General features: G+C 72.3%; 11 protein-coding genes and 1 pseudogene. 6 read left to right on the top strand and 6 right to left on the bottom strand.

Going from position 1 to position 18,323, the window contains the following annotated elements; all coding sequences use genetic code 11:
* Window positions 1-43: 43 nt before the first annotated feature.
* Complete coding sequence (locus F7R91_RS20590; protein WP_150950537.1) at window positions 44-1,600, bottom strand: AMP-binding protein; 1,557 nt, start codon at window positions 1,598-1,600, stop codon at window positions 44-46.
* Window positions 1,601-1,698: 98 nt separating this feature from the next.
* On the opposite strand from F7R91_RS20590, the gene F7R91_RS20585 reads away from it, so the two are divergent.
* The 4 genes from F7R91_RS20585 to F7R91_RS20570 all read left to right on the top strand — a co-directional run bounded on the left by F7R91_RS20585 (window position 1,699) and on the right by F7R91_RS20570 (window position 6,411).
* Window positions 1,699-1,947, top strand: a complete 249-nt coding sequence (locus F7R91_RS20585) for a phosphopantetheine-binding protein (protein ID WP_150950536.1) — start codon at window positions 1,699-1,701, stop codon at window positions 1,945-1,947.
* A gap of 462 nt (window positions 1,948-2,409) precedes the next feature.
* Complete coding sequence (locus tag F7R91_RS20580; RefSeq protein ID WP_150950535.1) at window positions 2,410-2,628, top strand: hypothetical protein; 219 nt, start codon at window positions 2,410-2,412, stop codon at window positions 2,626-2,628.
* A 16-nt stretch (window positions 2,629-2,644) separates the two neighbouring features.
* The gene (locus F7R91_RS20575; RefSeq protein ID WP_150950534.1) at window positions 2,645-3,496 is read left to right on the top strand and encodes a mycofactocin-coupled SDR family oxidoreductase; all 852 of its coding nucleotides are present in this window, start codon (window positions 2,645-2,647) and stop codon (window positions 3,494-3,496) included.
* Window positions 3,497-3,567: 71 nt separating this feature from the next.
* A complete protein-coding gene (locus F7R91_RS20570; protein ID WP_150950533.1) occupies window positions 3,568-6,411 on the top strand; it encodes an AAA family ATPase in 2,844 nt (947 codons plus the stop codon).
* A gap of 417 nt (window positions 6,412-6,828) precedes the next feature.
* Here F7R91_RS20570 and F7R91_RS44055 read toward each other — a convergent pair.
* From F7R91_RS44055 to F7R91_RS20545, 5 genes and pseudogenes are all read right to left on the bottom strand, one after another.
* Window positions 6,829-6,966, bottom strand: a pseudogene (locus F7R91_RS44055) (ACP S-malonyltransferase); the annotation flags it as partial.
* 392 nt (window positions 6,967-7,358) lie between these two features.
* Window positions 7,359-8,933, bottom strand: coding sequence for a phenylalanine aminomutase (D-beta-phenylalanine forming) (locus F7R91_RS20560; RefSeq protein WP_150950532.1), 1,575 nt, complete (start codon window positions 8,931-8,933; stop codon window positions 7,359-7,361).
* A 180-nt stretch (window positions 8,934-9,113) separates the two neighbouring features.
* Window positions 9,114-9,719 carry a TetR/AcrR family transcriptional regulator gene (locus F7R91_RS20555; RefSeq protein WP_150950531.1) on the bottom strand — a complete coding sequence of 202 codons (606 nt, stop codon included), beginning with the start codon at window positions 9,717-9,719 and terminating at the stop codon, window positions 9,114-9,116.
* Window positions 9,712-10,569, bottom strand: a complete 858-nt coding sequence (locus F7R91_RS20550; RefSeq protein ID WP_150950530.1) for a fatty acid desaturase — start codon at window positions 10,567-10,569, stop codon at window positions 9,712-9,714. Before F7R91_RS20550 ends, F7R91_RS20555 begins: the two co-directional genes overlap by 8 nt.
* Entirely contained in the window at window positions 10,566-12,098 is a 1,533-nt protein-coding gene (locus F7R91_RS20545) for a phytoene desaturase family protein (protein ID WP_150950529.1), read from the bottom strand. Before F7R91_RS20545 ends, F7R91_RS20550 begins: the two co-directional genes overlap by 4 nt.
* A 323-nt stretch (window positions 12,099-12,421) precedes the next feature.
* Here F7R91_RS20545 and F7R91_RS20540 point away from each other — a divergent pair, with 323 nt between their 5' ends.
* On the top strand, window positions 12,422-13,288 hold the full coding sequence (locus F7R91_RS20540; protein WP_150950528.1) for a DUF4132 domain-containing protein: 867 nt from the start codon (window positions 12,422-12,424) through the stop codon (window positions 13,286-13,288).
* The gene (locus F7R91_RS20535; protein WP_191971565.1) at window positions 13,285-18,219 is read left to right on the top strand and encodes a DNA-binding protein; all 4,935 of its coding nucleotides are present in this window, start codon (window positions 13,285-13,287) and stop codon (window positions 18,217-18,219) included. Before F7R91_RS20540 ends, F7R91_RS20535 begins: the two co-directional genes overlap by 4 nt.
* The last annotated feature ends 104 nt before the right edge of the window (window positions 18,220-18,323 follow it).

The following is an 18,323-nucleotide window of genomic DNA, read 5'->3' as shown; positions in this document are numbered from 1 at the left end:
CAGCGGACGCCGGCCAAGAGCCCCTAACGACCCCTACGTGGCGTCAGTTCGGCCGCGTAGGGCCCGCTTCCCCGGCCGCTTCCTCGGCGAGGCGTCTGCGGTCGATCTTCCGGTTGGAGTTCAGCGGGAACTCCGTCAGGTGGGTGTAGCGGCGGGGCAGCATGCCCTTGGGCAGGAGTTCGGCGAGCTGCTTGGCCAGACGGGGGGCGGGCATGGATTCGCCGGTGTAGAAGACCACGATCTCGACGGTGCCGTTCGCGGCACGGGTCACGGCGACCGCGTCCCGTACGCCGGGGCAGGCGGCGAGCGCGTACTCGATCTCGGCGAGTTCCACCCGCCAGCCGTTGACCTGGACCTGGGAGTCCCAGCGGCCGAGGTAGATCAGCTCGCCGTTGTCCAGGGTGCGCACCCGGTCGCCGGTGCGGTACCAGGTACGCCCGTCGTGGTGGAGGAACCGTCCCTCGTTGTCCTCGGAGTCGAGGTATCCGGGGGTCATCTGGGGGCCGGTGACGCACAGTTCGCCCTCGTGGCCGGAGAGCTGCCCGTCCGGTGTGAGCAGCAGATGGTCGTGGCCCTCGTGCAGGCTGCCGATGGGCACGAGGCCGTTGACGCACAGGTCCGGCGAGGTTTCGGGGGACCAGCGGTGGCCGGTGACGGTCAGGGTGAGTTCGGTGGGCCCGTAGATGTTCGCGACGGTGGAGCCGGGGGCCGCGGCCTGCCAGGCGACGACGTCCGCCGCGCGCAGAGCCTCGCCCGCGAACAGGCTCCAGCGCAGCGCCGGCATGGCGTCGGGGGCGAGAGCGCCGGTGCGGCGGGCGAGGGTGATGGCGCTCGGTGCCGAGAACCATACGGTCAGGGCGCGTTCGGCGAAGAACCCGGGCAGGTCGCGGTAGGCCTGGGCCGGGACGGGGTGGAGGCTCGCGCCGGCGCCCCAGGCGCAGAACATGTCGAACATGGCGCAGTCGAAGTTCAGGTCGAACGTCTGGGAGAACGCGTCCTCGGCGGTGAAGTCGTAGGACCGGTCGGCGAGCGTGAAGTAGTGCCGGGTCATGCCGTGGGTGAGGGGAACGCCCTTGGGCCGGCCGGTGGAGCCGGAAGTGAACAGGACGTACGCCGTGTCGGTGTCGCGCACCCGGGCCGGTGCGTCGAGGGGGCGCCCGGTCACCGGGATGCGGGGCAGGGTGCCGTCGTCGTCGGCCCCGGGCGCGAGCACCGGCAACCGCAGCCCGGCCTGGGCGAGTTCGCGCAGGGTGGCAAGGCCGGGCCCGTCGGCGACGACCGCGTCCACACGGGCCGTCTTGAGCATCCGCCGGGTGCGTTCCAGCGGGAAGCCCGAATGCAGCGGCACCACGGCGGCCCCGGCGTACAGTGCCGCCAGGACACCGGCGTAGCCCTCCAGGCTCCGGTCGGTGAGCACACCGACGGCGCGGGGCGGGCCGTCCGGGGCGGCGTGCAGGGCGCCCGCCCAGCTCAGGGCCAGTTCGTGCAGCTCGGGGTAGCGCACGGAGCGGGCGCCGACCCGTACCGCGGTGTTGGCGGGGGCGGCGGCCAGCCCGCGCAGGAAGCGCGCGGTCAGGGCGGAGTCGACCAGGTCGGACATTCCGATCTCCAGCGAGTAAGGGGGGATAGGGGTTGCCGCTACGTCCGGTAGTGGTCTTGCATCGCGAAGAGCAGCCACGTCTCTGAGTCGGAGTCATCATGCTCGACGCCAAGTTCGACGCCATACTGCGCAGATACCTTCCGTTCATATCCGCGGCGGATGTGATAGCCGAGGACACTTCGCTCCGGGATTACGGTCTGGATTCCATGGCCACGGTGGAGCTGATGAGCGACCTGGAGTCGGAGTACCGCATCCGGTTCGTCGACGACCTGCTCAGTCTGGAAACGTTCGCCACACCCGGTCGGATCTGGGCGAGTATTTCGCAGATGACCGCACCCGCCGAATGACCGCGGGGGTCGCCCGGGAGGGCGTCCGGCCGGTTGAGCGGCAAGTCCTTTTCGGACGGGCGTCATCCTGACGAGGTGCGGCGGGCACCGACACCCCTACCGACCCCAGAGTTCACCGTCAGGAAGCCCCTCACAGCGACCTTGCACTCGCACAACCCGACGCTACGCGCGAATACTTGATGGAATGTCACCATCTGGCCGCTCTCGGGCGGTCCGGGCCGTACACACGACCCGGGCGGCGGCGGCCCGAACCCCCGCGGCACACCGTCGCAAATCAGCCAACGGCGGCGGCTCGGGCCCCGGGGGCCCGTGGACCCGGCACGCTGTCAAGCGACTTGAACAAAATCCGAGGAAACAGCCGCGGACAGGAGAGCGCACCACGCATGAGCAAGCGGCAATCGCCCCAAGACCCTTACCGATTCTCTTGCGCCACCGAACAGTCGGACAAATAATGCGACCATCATGACGGACAGCATTACGGCCAAGATCACCGCTTCGCACGCGGGCCGACGCCCGGCACCCAACCCCGGTTACTTTTACCGTCAACCATTCCCGGGTGAGAACGGCAGCGATTCACCGCCGGCTCCCGCGCTGTTCGTAGACGATTTGCCATCGCCCACCCCCCACGGCGATACCTGCTTTTTACTTTTCCACCTGAAAAACAGAGCCTCCATCGCGTGAAAGAGGGTCCCCAAAGATGGGTCGGGTTGAGAACAAGGTTGTCGTGATCACCGGTGCGGCGAGAGGTCAGGGCCGCAGCCACGCGGTCCGGCTGGCCCAGGAGGGCGCCGACATCGTCGCCGTCGACCTGTGCAAGGACGTCGAGAACGCCGGCTACTCCATGGCCAGCAACGAGGACCTGGAGGAGACCGCCCGGCTGGTCCGCGAGACCGGGCGCCGCGCGGTGGTGAAGTACGCCGACGTACGGGACTACGCCGCCGTCCGCTCGGCCGTCGCCGAGGGCGTCGCCGAGCTCGACGGGGGTCTCGACGTGCTGATCCCCAACGCGGGCATCCTGCCGATGGGCCCTGATGTGACGGTCTCCGGCTTCGCCGCCAGCATCGACGTCAACCTGGTCGGCGTGCTCAACACCGTGCACGCCTCGCTGCCGCACCTGCGCGACGGGGCGTCCGTCATCCTGTCGGGCTCGATCGCGAGCCTCATGCCGCCCATAGGCGAGGACGAGATGGCCGGCGCCGGCTACGTCGGATACCGCTTCAGCAAACATGCCCTCGTCGACTACATGAAGGAGCTCACCCTTCAGCTCGCGCCGCGCGGAATCCGGGTGAACTCCGTCCACCCCACCACCGTGGACACCGACATGACCAACAACGAGGCCATGTTCAGGACCTACCGCCCCGACCTGGAGAACCCCACCAAGGACGACGTCGCACCGATCCTGGCCACCCTCCAGGCGATGCCCATCACCCATGTCTCCACCGCCGACGTCTCCCACGCCGTGGTCTACCTGGCCTCGGACGAATCGCGCTACGTCACCGGAACACAGCTGAGGATCGACGGAGGTGCTCTCGCCAGACACCGCCTGTGAACGGGGCGCGCGCCACTCGGCGCGCCGTCTCGCTCAGCACAGGACAAGGCCGAGCTCGGGGGTAGGCACAGATGGCGAGAATGGGCTACGACGCAGCATTGTCCCAATTGCGGGGACTTCTTGCGGAGAGCAGGAGCGGTAGCGGCAGACTGGCCCTGGTCGAGGGCGGCCTGGCCAGCGGCAAGACACATCTGCTGCACGAGTTCTCACGGCAGGCGGTGAAGTCGGGCGCCCTGGTGCTCACCGCCACCGGTTCGAGGGCGGAGCGGAAACTTCCGATGGGCGTCGTGGACCAGTTATTCCGCAGCGCCGGCCCGGCGGCGTCGCTGCCGGAGCACGCCACACGGCTCATCGGCATCCCGGACGAGTCGGCCGCTTCGTGGGGAGCGAACCAGCTGACTCCGTACCGCACTCCGGACACCAGGGTCCGCGAACTGTGCGGCCTGCTCCTCGACCTGTGCGCGGACCAGCCGGTGGTGCTCGCGGTCGACGACGTGCAGTTCGCCGACGGGCCGTCGCTCAGACTGCTGCTGTCCCTGCAGCGCAGAATGGTCAGCGCCCGGCTGCTGATCGTCCTCAACGAGTGGCACCGGGGCAAGCCCACACTCCCGGAGTTCCGGGCCGAGCTGACCCGCCACCCCTACAGCCACCTCCGGCTGGCGTCCCTGTCGGTCGAGGACATCACCACCCTGCTCGCCAAGGAGGCGGGCGTCCCGGACCCCGCGCGGCTCGCCCAGGGATACCACCGGGTCACCGGCGGAAACCCGATGCTGATGCACGCCGCGCTGGACGACCGGGCGGGCGCGCTCGCCGCCGACGAGGACGCCGACCGGGACGGACCCGTGGTCGGGTTCGCCTTCGCGCAGGCCGTCCTGGCCGGCCTGTACCGGTGGGACGCCGAACTGCTGTCCGTGGCACGCGCCGCCGCGGTCCTCGGCGGCCGTTCGACACCGGCGCTGATCACCCAACTGCTGGGCAGCAGGCTGGAGGACACCGAGGAACTCGTCCGTATCCTCGCGGACTCCGGCATGCTGCTCGGCGCGCGGATCCGGCATCCGCGTGCCGAGACCGCGATCCTCGACGGCATGCCGTACGGGGAGCGGTCGGGCCTGCACACCCAGGTGGCACGACTGCTGTACGAGCGGGGCACGGCCGCGATCGACGTGGCCCGGCATCTGCTGGCCGCCGACGAGGCGCCCGAGCCGTGGGCGGTGGCCGCGCTGCGTGACGCCTCCGAGCACGCACTGGCCGCGGGCGACCCGGACACCGCGGTGCGCTGTCTGGAGCTGGCGGTCGGCGCGAGCAGCGACCCGCGGGAACGTCACGCGAGCATGTACGACCTGACGCGCGTCCTGTGGCGGAAGAACTCGGCGGTGGCCACCACCTATCTGCCGTCGCTGCGCGGCGCCGTGGAGGCGGGGCAGCTGTCGGTCGCCGCCGCGGTCGCGGTGGTGCGGTACTCGCTGTGGCACGGCGAGGTCGAGGCGGCGACGCGTGCGGCGGCCGTGCTGACCGAGGCACCGGACGGGCTCGATCCGCGCAGCGCCGCGGAGCTGTCCGCCACGTTCCACTGGTACTTCGGCTCCGACCGCCGGCTGAAGGCCGGCACCGACGGCGCCCGTTCATCGGCGCGCCGGGGCACCTGGGCCCATGCCGTGGACCGGATGACGACGTTCTGGGTCCGGGGCGGCAGCGACACGGCCACGACGTCCGCGCAGCACATCCTTCAGAGCTGTCATGTCGGGGACACGCCCCTGGAGGTGGTGGCGGGCGCGCTGCTCGCCCTGCGGTGCGGCAGCAAGCCGAAGCTGGCGCGGTCGTGGTGCGAGCGGCTCACCCAGGAGGCGGCCCGGTTCGGCGACGTCACCTGGCAGGCGGTGCTCAGCGGCATCAGCGCGAGCATCGCGCTCAGGCTCGGTGACCTGGCCACCGCCGTGCAGCAGGCGGAGCGTGCGCTCCAGCTCCTGCCGGCCAAGGCCTGGGGCATCCTCATCGGACTGCCGCGCGCCACGCTGGTCGCCGCCCGCACCTGCCTCGGCGACTACGACGCGGCCGCCCAGGTGCTGCGGCAGCCCGTACCGGACGCCATGTTCGAGACGTTCCTCGGGCTGTACTACCTGGAGGCGCGGGGCCGCTTCTTCCTCGCCACCGACCAGGCGCTTGCCGCGGGCGGCGACTTCCAGCTGTGCGGCAGGCTCATGCGCGAGTGGGAGGTCGACCTGCCGGCGCTCAACCCGTGGCGCGGCAACCTGGCCCAGGTGAACCTGGAGCTCGGCCACACCGGCGAAGCCCGCGAACTGGTCCGGCAGCAGCTGGAGCGGGCGCGGTCGGCGGACATCCGGATCCGGGGCATCTCGCTGCGGGTGCTGGCCGCGGCCAGCGAACCGGCCCAGCGTCCGGCCCTGTTGCGGCAGAGCGTGGAGTTCCTGACGGCGGCCCAGGACAGGCTGGAGCTGGCCAGGGCGCTCAACGACTTCAGCCTGGCGCATCAGAAGCTCGGCGAGTGCGACCAGGCCCGGCTGCTGGCGCGCCGCGCCACCCAGGTGACCCGGGCCTGTCTCGCGCCGGGGCTGCCCGCCGACGAGGAGGGCGGCGCCGACCAGCGCACAGCCGCGCAGGCGGGCTGGCGCCAGGAGGACCACCAGACGCGTCAGGTGCTCAGCGAGGCGGAGCGCCGGGTGGCGGAGCTCGCCGCGCTCGGGCACACCAACCGTGAGATCAGCCAGATGCTGTACATCACGGTGAGCACGGTCGAGCAGCACCTCACGCGGGTCTACCGCAAGCTCGGAATCACCCGGCGCACCGATCTGCTCGCGGTGTACGAACTGCGCGAGCACGGTGGCGGACCCCAGCAGAACGATCTCACCGACGCGGACACCCTGTTGTCCGCGGGCCGCGAGGACATCGCCAGCTGAGGCGGGCCGGGGGGTGGTTGTGGTGGGCCGGGGGCGCAGCGCGATCGCGGGGGTCAGGGGCACCACGTCGAACCTGGTGCGGACACAGTCCACGCGGCCCCACAGCCCGTCCGGCCCGGAGACCGCCAGGCGTTCGACGCCGTGGTGGGCGAGGGTGGCCATCGCCGTGGGCCACTGCACGGTCCGTACGACACCGTCCAGCAGCAGCCGCCGTACGCCTGACGCCGTGTCGACGACGGTTCCGTCGTGGTCGCTGACGATCGGCAGCTGCGGGTCGCGGAGGTCGAGCTTGTCGACGAGTTCCCGCTCGATGATGTCCCGCAGCGGGGCGAACACCGAGGCGTGCATCGGCGGACGCATCGTGTACATCGGCAGGCCTCCCCCGGCGCGCAGGGTGGTCCGCAGCCAGTCGAGCCGGTGTTCGCGCAGCGACAGCATCCAGAAGTCGTCGTCGACATGGCAGGCGATCTCGTACCACTCACCCGCCTCGTCCAACTCCCCGAGGATCTCCGCGAGCCGGGGTTCGGGGGTGCGCGCGAACGACAGGGTGACCACGTCGCCGTGCTCCCGGGCGAAGTACTGCTCGACGCAGTCGTTCCACCCGGCGGTCAGCCGGACCGCCTCGGCGAAGTCGAGGGCTCCGGCGTACACGGCCGCGGGCGTGCCGCCGAAGCTCGCGCCTGCGCACAGGCGGGGTCTGAGGTCGAGGGCGTCCTCGGCCCAGTGCGCCAGCGCCAGACAGGTGACGAGGAAGGAGACCCGTTCGCCGACGGAGTAGTCGTCGTCCGCCTGGCGGTAGCGGTCGAGGGTCGAGCAGCCGAGCGTGTCGTCGGCGATCTCGGTGAGCCGGCGCGCCACCGGATTGATCAGCAGGAACTTGCCGAGGTCGGAGAACGGGCTCGGCCTGATGCCGGGGAAGACGACCGCGGTCGCCGGGTCGGCGGCGCTCACCGCAGCGCCTCTGCTTCGGCGACGGGCCGCTCGCCCAGGATCTCGCGGGCGATGGCCTCGACGTAGTCGGTGATGGTGACGTCCCGGTCGAGGTACGGCACCAGCTTTCGGGTCCGCTCGTACAGCTGCCGCGTGCCGCTCGACAGGGCGTCGGCGCCGCCCCGGATGTCGACCGCCTGGCACGCGCACAGCAGCTCGAACGCGACGACGTACGTGGCGTTGTCCAGTGCCTCGCGGGCCTTGCGCGCGGCCACGAAGCCGAAGGACACGATGTCCTGGAAGTCGCCGGTGCTGGTCAGCGACTGGATGGACATGGGCATCGCCATGGCCCTGGTCTCGGCGGTCAGGGACGCCGTCATGAACTGGCCGCCCATGAGCCCGAGACGCAGGCCCGGGTTCTCCCGGCACAGGAAGGCGGGCAGGCCGTTGCTGTTGCTCTTGTCCAGGAAGCGGTCGATGCGGCGGTTGGCCAGGTTGGTCATGGTGGCCAGCGAGATGACCAGGTGGTCCATGGCCATGGAGACGTACTGGCCGTGGAAGTGGCCGTTGTGGAAGACGTCGTTCTCCTCCGGCACCACCAGCGGGTTGTCGTTGGAGGAGTTGAGCTCGTCCTCCAGGGTCCTGGCGACCTGCGTCATGTTGTCCAGGACGGGGCCGAGGATCTGCGGGGTGCAGCGGATCGAGTAGGCGTCCTCGATGGGCTGCGAGGCGTGCTTGGCCGAGTCCTCCATCTCACCGGCGAGCGTGGTCTCGGTGTCGAGTTCATTGACCGCCATGGCCGAGTCCTTGAGGACGTCCCAGAGCCGCTTGGCGATCTCCCGCTGGCCCCGGTGCGGCTTGAGTTCGTGCACCCGGGGGTCGAACGGCTTGGTCATGCCCCGCAGACCCTCCACCGACAGCGCCGACACCATCAGGTAGGCGTCGAGCAGCTTGCGGGCCCGGGCGAAGACGAGGCTGCCGAGGCCGACCATGCCGGACGTGCCGTTGATCAGCGCCAGGCCCTCCTTGAAGCTGAGCGTCATCGGCTCGATGCCGGCCTTGGCCAGGGCGTCCGCCCCCGGCATCACCTCCCCTTCCAGCCGGGCCTTCCACTGGCCGATGCCCACCAGGGCGATGGCGGCGAGCGGTCCGAGGTCGCCGCTGGTGCCCAGCGAGCCCTTCTCCGGCACACAGGGGGCGATGCCCGCGTTGTGGATCTGTATCAGCTTCTCCAGGTTCGCGGGGGAGATGGCCGAGTTGCCCCGGGCCAGCGAGACGATCCGGGAGAGCATGATGGCGCGGACCGTACGGTCGTCGAGGTACTGACCGACGTTGGTCGCCACCGCGTTGATCAGGTTCTCCTGCAGCTCCTGGGCCATCGTCACGGGCACGAGCCAGTCGACGAAGCCGCCCATGCTGGTGTTCACGCCGTAGATGACCCGGTCGTTCTCGACGAACTTCTCCAGGGTCTCGCGCGAGGTGCGGACCCGCTGCCACACCTCGGTGTCGAGCTCGACCGGGACGGCCCCGGCCGCCGCGGCGTCCAGCTGTTCCAGGGTGATCCACTGGTTGGCTTTGATGGTGAGCGTCATGAGGAGACCCTCCTGATGTCTGGTGATCATGTCCCCGCGATGACAGGGCAGGCGATCCCCAGCCAAACCAGCCACACCGACGCAGCGCACCGCCATTGCCCCCTAAGGCGCGCCCCGGATCCCCCTAACCGTCCGGCCGGGCCGGGGCGGTCGCCCGGACACGGAGAAGCCGTCCGCGTCTCAACGCAGCCTGCGTGAGCGCCTGTTGAGGCGCGGGACGCGGTCGAAGACCGCTGCGAGGCGGGCCGCCTGGTCGAAGAGGGTGTCCGGGCGGGAGCGGTCGCCGTCGAGGTGGGTGAGGGTCTCCATGCCGAGGTAGAACGCCACCGCCGCACCGGCCAGGACGCGCACACGGACCAGGGACGCGAGCGGCTTGCCGCGCAGGAGGACGGTGAGCAGTTCCTCGGACAGCTGCTCCCAGTTCCGGGTCTCCTCGGCCAGCTGGGCGGCCAGCCGTGACCCGGGCCTGGCTCCGGAGTACAGCTCCTGGACGGCGGCGATGTGCCCGGTCTCGGTGTCCTCGTCGTACAGCTCCCGCAGCCGCGCGACCAGGGGCACGGCACGGTCGGTGCCGGACAGTTCGGTGCGGTAACGGTCGATGCGGGAGCCGCTGGTCCGTGCCAGCGCCGCGACCAGGAGGTCGTCCAGGTCCGAGAAGTGGTAGTAGATCACCCCGGGCGCGAAGCCTCCGGTCTGCGCTATCGCCCGCGCGGTGGTTCCGCCGTGTCCGTTGCGCACCAGGCAGGCGAGGGTGGCGTCGAGGACACGGTCACGGGTGTCAGACAACGCGCACCGGCCGTACTCCGTGGGCGGCGAAGTGGCCTTCGAGCCGGCGCGCGAGTTCGGGCAGGTGGTGGCTGGGCACACGCGGGTAGAGATGGTGCTCCAGGTGGTAGGTGAGCTCCAGGAAGACCGCTGGGACGATCCTTCCGCGCAGGGTGCGGGTCTGCGTCAACGGGGTGTCTCCGTAGTCGTGGTGCGGCAGATACACCGTCAGGAGCGGGTACACCCAGCTCCCGACGATCGCCATCACCGTATAGAGCAGCAGCCCCGGTGTGTACGGCAGGAGCAGCACTCCTCCGGCCAGCGCGGCGAGGGGGGCGGCGGCCTCCGCGAGGAGCCAGCGGCGGTCCCGGCCGCGCCGGTAGGACCACAGCCACAGGCGTACGAGGAAGACGGGGCCGTAGCAGACCGCGCCGAGCAGGGACAGTTCGGCGGGGTAGCCCTCCGGGTCGTCGGGGTGCGGGAAGAGCCGGTGGTGCTGGGTGTGCGTGGCCCGGTAGGCGTGCCCGCTCTCCAGCAGGACCAGTCCCGTCGCGAACAGCGCCCAGTCGGTGGCGCGCGGCGACAGGCCGATCGTGCGGTGCACCACGTCGTGGGTGACGGTGACGACGGCGACGAAGACGCCGAAGACGATGACGGGAGTCAGCCACCACCAGCCGAGCCACATCGCACCCGCGAAGCAGAGCACTCCGATCGCGGGCCGGGCCAGTGCGAGGATCCGCTGCCTGCGGGTGGTGACGAGCAGGTCCTCACCGAGCTCCGCGAGGGTGGGCAGGCCGGGAGCGGGGGGCCCGTCGGCCCTGCGGGGTTCCTCGGCCGGCCGGAAGCCGGGGGCCGGGTCGGGCGGCGTCATCGGGTTCCTCCTCTTTCCTTCCGGGTCTCCTTGACCACGCCCTCGGCGACGATGCGGCTGCCCAGGACGCAGGCGACCGTGCCGAGGCCCGGCCAGGTGGAGTCGCCGACGAGCCACAGCCCCGGACCGCCGAGATCGTGCGGAACGGCGTGCTGGTTGGTGTTGCGCAGCCGTTGCCGCACTCCGCCGACCGCTCCGTGCGGGCGGAAGCCGAACCGCTCGTAGCTGCGGGGCGTTCCGGTCTGGGCGATCACGGCGCGTTCTCCGAGGCGCGGGTACGCGCGCCGGGCCCAGCCGACGAGCCGTTCGCCGGCTTCCTTCTTGCGTTGTGCGTACGCCTGCGGGTCCAGGTCGCGCCAGTCGGCGAGGTCGGTGTGCGTGGAGATCATCACCGCACGGTGGCCGGGTGGTGCGCTGACGGTGTCGCCCGGTGCGGAGACGGAGACGAACATGTTGTTGCCGTCGCCGAGGGGACGGTCGTACGACTGCAGCAGTTGATGGTGGGTGAGGTCCTGCCCGGCCACTTCGGATTCGGGGACGCCGAGGAAGACGACGGTCGCGCCGCCGAGCGCGTCCGCGTCCCGTTCCAGGTATCTCCGCAGCCGGCGGGCGACCGGGAGTCCCGCGCAGATCGTCGCCGTGGTGGCGGCGGGGACCGCGCAGACGAGCCGACGGGCGTGGACGGTTCCCCGACGGGTGGTCAGCCGGTAGGCGCCCGGGGCGCCGTCGACGCGCGAGACAGGCCAGCCGACCCGCAGCGAACCGCCCATACCGCGGTAGTGCGCGACCAGGACGCGCCAGAATCCATGCATGCCGCCGGTGTGCCGGCTGAGACCCGCGCCCCGGATGGTCACCCCGAGCGCCCCGTTGATCAGGGGCGCGTCGTCGACACCGGTGTGCAGGGTGTCCTCGACGAGCATGCCGAGCAGCGCGACCAGCGCGGTGTCCCCGCGCAGCGAGTGGGCGCGCAGGGCGTCGCCCAGGGTCCGGTTCAGGTGCCGGGCGTGCAGGACGCCACTGGCCCCGACCGCCCGCAGATCGTGGAGAGCGTCGGCGGGGCCTCGGACGGGCAGCCGTACGCCCGCCCGGCTGGCGCGCCAGAAGGTGTGTGCCAGCCGGTCGAGCTGGGCCCAGAACCGGCGGTGGTTCTCGCTGTCGCCCAGCGTGCGCAGCCGTTCGGCCTGCCAGGCGGCACGGTCGCGGTACAGCACCACCTGACGGTCCGGCAGAAATGCCGTGTAGCCGGTGAGTTCCTGCGCCTCCAGTGGTCCCAGCCCCACGCTGTCGAGGAGTTCGCCGCCCACACCGCCGGGCCCGAAGTCGACGAGCGTGGTCGCGCCGACGTCGAAGGAGAATCCGCGCTTTCTGTAGTACCCGGCGCATCCGCCCGCGTGGCCGTGCGCCTCCAGCACGACGGTGGACAGTCCCGCCGTCTGCAACCTCAGCGCCGTGGCCATGCCGGCCATCCCGCCGCCTATCACCGCCACGTCGGCACAGTCGTCCGCGGTCTGAACGTTCGTTCTGAACATGCGTTCAGGGTGTGGCAGTTGGGTTCTTCCCGTCAAGACGCGGGCGTGTGCGCAGAATCATGGGGAACGGTGACCGGCCGGTAGTACGCAGGGCATTGCGTAGGTCCACGGATGCGGCGGCGGGCGCCCTCGGATCGGCTTGCCGCACGCCCGAGGGATCGCCTCGTGTGTCCGCACGTCGCCGGGTGACCGGTGCGCTGGACGGGCCCCCCGGAGCGATTGTCAGTGGCCGCCGCTAGCGTTCCGCACATCGTCGCACTGGGGCCGGGATTCCCCGGCTGCAGTGCGCTGTCCTGTGGACCGGATGCGGAGGGCTGGGGCTCGTGGGTTGGCTGTCGGCGGGTGACGGGTATGAAGTCGCCCTTGTGGAGGGGCGGGTGGCGGCACGCGCCACCTCGGGCCGGGCGGCGGGACGGCAGTTGAAGGCGCTGCCGCGCGCGCTCAAGGACCATCCGGAGGTGGACCGGCTGCGGCGGCTGGCCGAGTGGCTGGACCGGCACGCGGCGGCGTGCGTCGCGCAGGTCGACTCCTGGATGGTGTCCTCGCTGCCCGTGCCCACCGGCCTGCTGGCCCGCGTGTGGCCGGACGAGGCATGGCAGTCGGCGCTGCGGGACATGGCGGTGGTCGGCGACGACCCGGACGAGGTCGGCTTCCTGCGGGGCGCGACCGAGGCGGGCGAGCTGCGGATGGTGAACCTGGACGGCGAGACGGTCCGGCTGTCCCCGCGCACGGTGACACTGCCCCACCCGGTTCTGCTGCCGGACCTCGACGACCTGCGGGAGTTCGCGGCCGAGCTCGGCATCGTCCAGCGCGTCGAGCAGATCCACCGTGCCATCTGGCGACGCCCGGACGACCTCGGCGCGAAGGCGACCGAGGTGCGGGACTTCACCGGGGGCTCGTTCCGCTCCCGCTTCGCCCTCGCCGCGCGCGCGTCCTCGCTGGGCTACCGCGTGTCCGGCGGCTGTGCCACCGCCCGGGTGCGGGACGGCGGGCGCACCGTCGAGGCCTCCGTGTGGATCGGGGAGCCGTACTGGGACGACGAGGTGGAGACCGGCAGCCTGACCTGGCAGGACCAGGACGGCCGCGCCCTGCCGCTGCGCGAAGTGGGCCCGGTGGCCTGGTCGGAGGGGATGCGCATGGCCGCGGCGCTGTACGCCGGGCGTGTGATCGAGGAGGGCAAGGGCGCATGAGCGGGGGGACACAGGTGTCGTACGAGGAACTGCTGACGGCGGGCGGAGTGCTGCCGCCGGACACGGAGGGGGCCGGCGAGCGGGCGGTGCCGCTCACGGCGCGGGCCTACCGGCACCCGGGGGTCGACGACCGGGTGGTGGTCCGGCTGGTCGCCGGGGAGCTGGGCGCGGCGGAGGACCTGGCCGCCGGGTTCCTCGGCCTGGAGCAGGACGCGGAGCCGGTCGTGGTGGGCCTCGGGCTGCGTCAATCGCTGGGCTTTCCCGAGTGGGTGCTGGTGCACCACCCCGAGGACGGGCACCACGCGCTGGGCGTCGTGCCGGACCTGGAGAAGGCGGCCCGGCAGGCCAAGTCCAAGCCGAAAGCGGCCATGGACCAGTACGTCGAGCTCGGCGGGCGGCTGGCGGCCTCGGTGCCGCACTTCCTGCCCACCTACTACGAGCAGGCCGGCCGGGTGTTCCTCGCGGAGGAGAACGCCACCTACGCGGCCCAGTTGTTCACCCGCGCCCGCAAGGCCGAGGCCGAGCACGGGCTGACGCTGGACGAGGAGCGGCTGGACGCCGTGTTCCTGGAGTTCGCGCTGGCCGGTGCGCTCCCGGTGAAGGTGCTGTCGGCGTACGCGAAGGAACTGGCCGCGCGTGTGCCGGCCGAGGAGGCGCTGCGGCGCTTCACCCGGCTGTGCCAGCGCCGTACCGCGGGCGGTATGCCGCCGTCGGCGCAGATGGCGAACGACCTGCGCAAGCTGGCCCGCGCCGCGGGCCGGGACGCCGATCTGACCGAACAGGAGTACCTGGCCGAGCTGCTCGGTCTGCCGGCCACGCTGCGCGCGGCGGCGGGCTGGTGGAAGGGTCACCGTACGGCCCTGGTGGCGCTGGCCGGGCGCGAGCCGCGGGTGCGGGGCGCCCTGCTGGACCTCCTCCCCACCTGCCGCGACGACGAGATGCCCGCGCTGTGGCTGGGGATCCTGGAGGAGTCCGGTGCCACGGCGGGGCTGTGGGACGGCTCGCTGCCCGAGGAGGAGCGGCCGCGGGACGGTACGGCGGGCTGGCTGGAGCGGTTCCTGACGTTCCGGGAGGACGTGCGCTCGTGGCGCGGCTCCACCCGGATGGCGGAGCTGTACCCGCTGGCGGAGCGGGCGGCGGACCGGCTGCGGGCCGAACTCTCGGCATCCGGCGGCGAGTTGAAGGTCCTCCATGACATCGACCTGATGGACCTGATGCTGTCCCTGGACGTGCCGGTGGCCGCTCCGGAGAAGCACGGGGAACTGCTGCTCGCGCAGTGGGCGCCGGGCGAGGGCCACCGGGAGCTGCTGTCGCTGGCCGCGGACGCCCGGTTCCACGCGGCCTTCTGGCGGGGTGCGGACAGCTTCGGCGACAACGACCAGGGGCTGCGGGCAATCCGGCTGCTGGCGGCGTCGCCCGGCGGGCGCCCGATGCTGACGGAGTGGGTGCGCGGGGTCGTCCGGCGGTTCACCGCGGTCGGTCTGCCCCAGCTGCCCGACGCGCTGACCCGGCTGAGGTGGCTGCCCGCCGAGGCGCTGGCGCTCGCCGAGGACGAGGTGCGCGAGGCCGTCGCCACCGACCTCGCGCCGGTGCTGGCGCGCACCCTCAAGGCCGGGCTCTTCGACGAACTCGGCTGGCCCGCCTGGGAGGACGCGGCCGCCGGCCTCGTCCCCAAGGACGACGTCGAGGACCTGATCGTCGCCGACGCCTGGCCCCATCTCATCGTGGCGGGCTCCGCCCAGGCCCGGGTGATCGGCGCCGAGGGCACCCTCCTCACGCACGACCTGCGCATCCCGGCGCACGACAGCTGGGGCGACCCGGGCTTCCACCACGTGGACGGCGAGCTCCTGGTCTACTGGAACACCCGCGACGACGGCCTGCGCGGCTACTGGCACACCCGCGCCGACCGCCCCCAGACCCTCCAGGGCGCCCACAACACCCGGGGCACCCAGATGAACTGGTACAACGGCAGCCTCCCGATCACCCTGCCGCTGCCAGGCGGCGGCCGGACCACCGGCGGCGGCGTCCTGCACGCCGGGGACACCACGCTGCCCGAGGAGCGGTGGGTGGTCACGGACGGCGTGTCGTACTGGGCGTGGCATGCGGAGGGCGAGGACCGCTCCACATACGGCTGTTACGAGTACGACCCGGCCACCGGGGAGCACGGGCGCAAGAGCAAGCCCGCCTTCCTGGCCGACGCGCTGCGCGACGCCCCGGCCGGCAGCTCCGACGACGGCGGCTGGCTCGGCCCCTCGCCGACGGCCGGCCCCACGCCCGCCTGCGCGCCAGTGGGCGGACTGGTCGGCCTGCGTGTGGTGACGCTTCCCGACGGCTCGCGGCGCGCCCAGGACCTCGCCGGACACACCGTCACCCTGCCCGCGGACATGGACCGGCCGGCCGCACTCGTGGTGTTCCCCGGCGACGACCGGGCCCGTGCCGTCGTGCGCAACGGCTGGCAGCTCGAACTGATCGACACGGACGGTGTCGTCGCCTCCGTGGCCAAGACCGACAATGCGCCCGGTGTCTTCGGCGAGGGCTCGCTGCTGCTGCCGCCGGTGCAGTTCTGGGAATGCATGACACCCCGCGATCCGCAGGGCTCCGAGGCGCTGCGACGCATCGACCGGGACACCTCGGCGGCCCTGCTGGCGGCCGCCGCCCAGGAGGACAAGGACGCGCTGCCCGAGGCGATCCGGACGCTCCTGCCCGTCACCCACGCCGCGCTCCTCGCGGGCATCGCCGGAATCGTGCGCCACGCCGCCGGTCAGCAGGCCGTCCTCGACGCCGCGGCGGCCCGGCTCACCCGGGCACTCGACGGCGGCCTGGAGGAGGAGGGTCCGGCCGGGCCTGCGGACGTCGTGCTCCTCGACGCGATGAGCGGTCTCGGCGGGTCGAGCGGCTACTGGTGGAACCGCGACGAGGAGGCCGACACCGCCTTCCGTGCCCTGCGCGTGATGAGCAGGGCCGCCGGACTTCTCGACGCGCCCCGGCCCAAGGGGCCGGCCGTGCCGGAGGGGCCGGCCGTGCGTCTCCACCTCGAAGGACCCGGGCTGCCGAGCGGGCAGCCGGAGCTGGAGGCGCTCGTCGACCGCGCTACGGCCCTGGCGTACCGGGCCGCCGCCGGGACCACCTCCGAGGAACACCGCGAGGCACTGCGCGCGCTGCTCGCCGGGTTCGACGCACTGGGGCTGGGAGCGTCCGCCGCGCCCGAGCGGTGGCGCAAGGTCGAACTGCACCTGGAGGCAGGCCTGTTGCGCTCGCCGTCGGGCGAGTGGCGCCAGGGCCAGTGGCAGGGGCTGCTGCCGCTGGGCCAGGGTGCCTTCATCGCCTGCGTACGGCACGACTCGGCGTACCGGTCCGACGACGGCTGCGTCTTCACCGGGTACTTCCACGACCCGGCAAGCCGGTTCGAGGTCCCCGAGCCCTACACGCTCCGGCAGTCGTCCCCGCTGGGCGAGGACGATCACGCCGGAAGGCTCGGGGCGTTCCTCGCCGAGCTCGCGGCGCGCGGACCGGCGCCCTGGTTCCCGGAGGCCGCCGAGGAGTTCGCCCGCCTGACCGGGGTCACCGACACGATGGCCCGGCTGATCGTGGCCGGTCTGCCGCGCATCGACGTCTACGAGCGCACCTTCCTCACCACCGAGGCACGGCACGTCATCGGCGTGAAGGCCGCGCCCGCGGCCGTCGCCAAGGACGAACTGCGTGGCATCGGCAGCGAGATCCGTGCCGCGGTGGTGGCCGCGCTGCTGCCGGCCGAGCCCGCCCGGCTGTGGACCGAGGGACCGGACGTGGCCGCCGCGGCCGAGGTCTGGAACAGCACGGTGGGCAGACGGACGGCCGTCCCCGAGGAACTGCTCGGCGACGCGCTCCGCGCGCTCCGGCATGCGCGGTGGGGAGTACGGGAGGCGTTGCCCGCGCTCCTGCACCCGGCCGGTGAGCCCCGGCTCACCCGGGACCTGGAGTGGGCGGTCGACGGCGACCGGGTCCGGCCCGTCGGCGACGACACGGCCGGGTTCACGGCGGACACCCTGGTCGGCTCGGTGGGACTCGCCGCCTGGCTCGCCCACCGCCTGCCCGCCGGCGACCCGGTCCGGGCCGCGCTGCCCGCCGCGCTCACCGCCGTACGCGAGCGCCTGGCCCACCCCGGGCTCGTGCTCGACCTCGGCCGGTACATCAGTCTCCCCGATTTCCGGAAGACCGCAGGCACCCCGACCGAGACCGGGAAGGGCTTCGAGCGGTACGGCGCCGTCATCCTGGCCACCCACGACGACCAGCCGGCCCCGGGCCTCAGGGTCGCCCTGCTCGACGAGGCCGGCCAGGACCCGTACCTGCCCGCGCTGCGTGAGGACGCCCGGCGGCCCTACTCGGCCGAGGTCGCGCTGCGCCTGGCCCGCGACCCCCGGTTCGCGGCCCTCCTCGCGGACCCGGGCGACCCGAGCGCGGGCGAGCGGGGCAAGGACGGCACCTGGTGGCCGCAGGACCCCGGGCGTTCCGTGCCCGACCTCGTGACCGAGGCGGCCAAGCAGCACGGCATCGGCGAGGACGCCGCCACGCTCTATCTGATGCTGCTCGCCATGCCCGACCCGACCGACCGGTCGACGGCCCGGTGGACGGGCTGGAAGCCGGCCCGGCTCAAGGCGGCGCGTGCCGAACTGGCCGCGGGCGACCTGGTGGTGGAGGCCGGCCGGACCAGGGCCGGTCGTTCGCTCTTCCTGCCCGGCGGCTGGGTCGACACGAAGGCGCCGCGCGTTCCGCTGGAGCGGTGGAAGCTGCCGCTGTACAGCGACCTCCTCAGTGACGAGTACACGCCATTCGGGGTGATCGTGCCGACCGAACCGGCCGCCGACCTGTACCGCAGGGCCTGGCAGCGGGTCCAGGACGGCGACGCGCCCCGGTTCGAGGAGCTGAAGGTGCGGCGGGGACGCCGCCGCTGAGGGTCGGGGGCGGTGGGAAACCGGCTCCGACCCGCGCCCCACCGCCCCCAACCCCCGCCCCACGACGCCGGACAGACCCGCCGATCGACGCCGGACCGACCTCC

The sequence above is a fragment of the Streptomyces luteolifulvus genome (assembly GCF_008806595.1).
Lineage (GTDB): Bacteria > Actinomycetota > Actinomycetes > Streptomycetales > Streptomycetaceae > Streptomyces > Streptomyces luteolifulvus.
The sequence above is the reverse complement of the archived record's forward strand: the minus strand, read 5'-3'. Positions and strand labels throughout refer to the sequence as shown.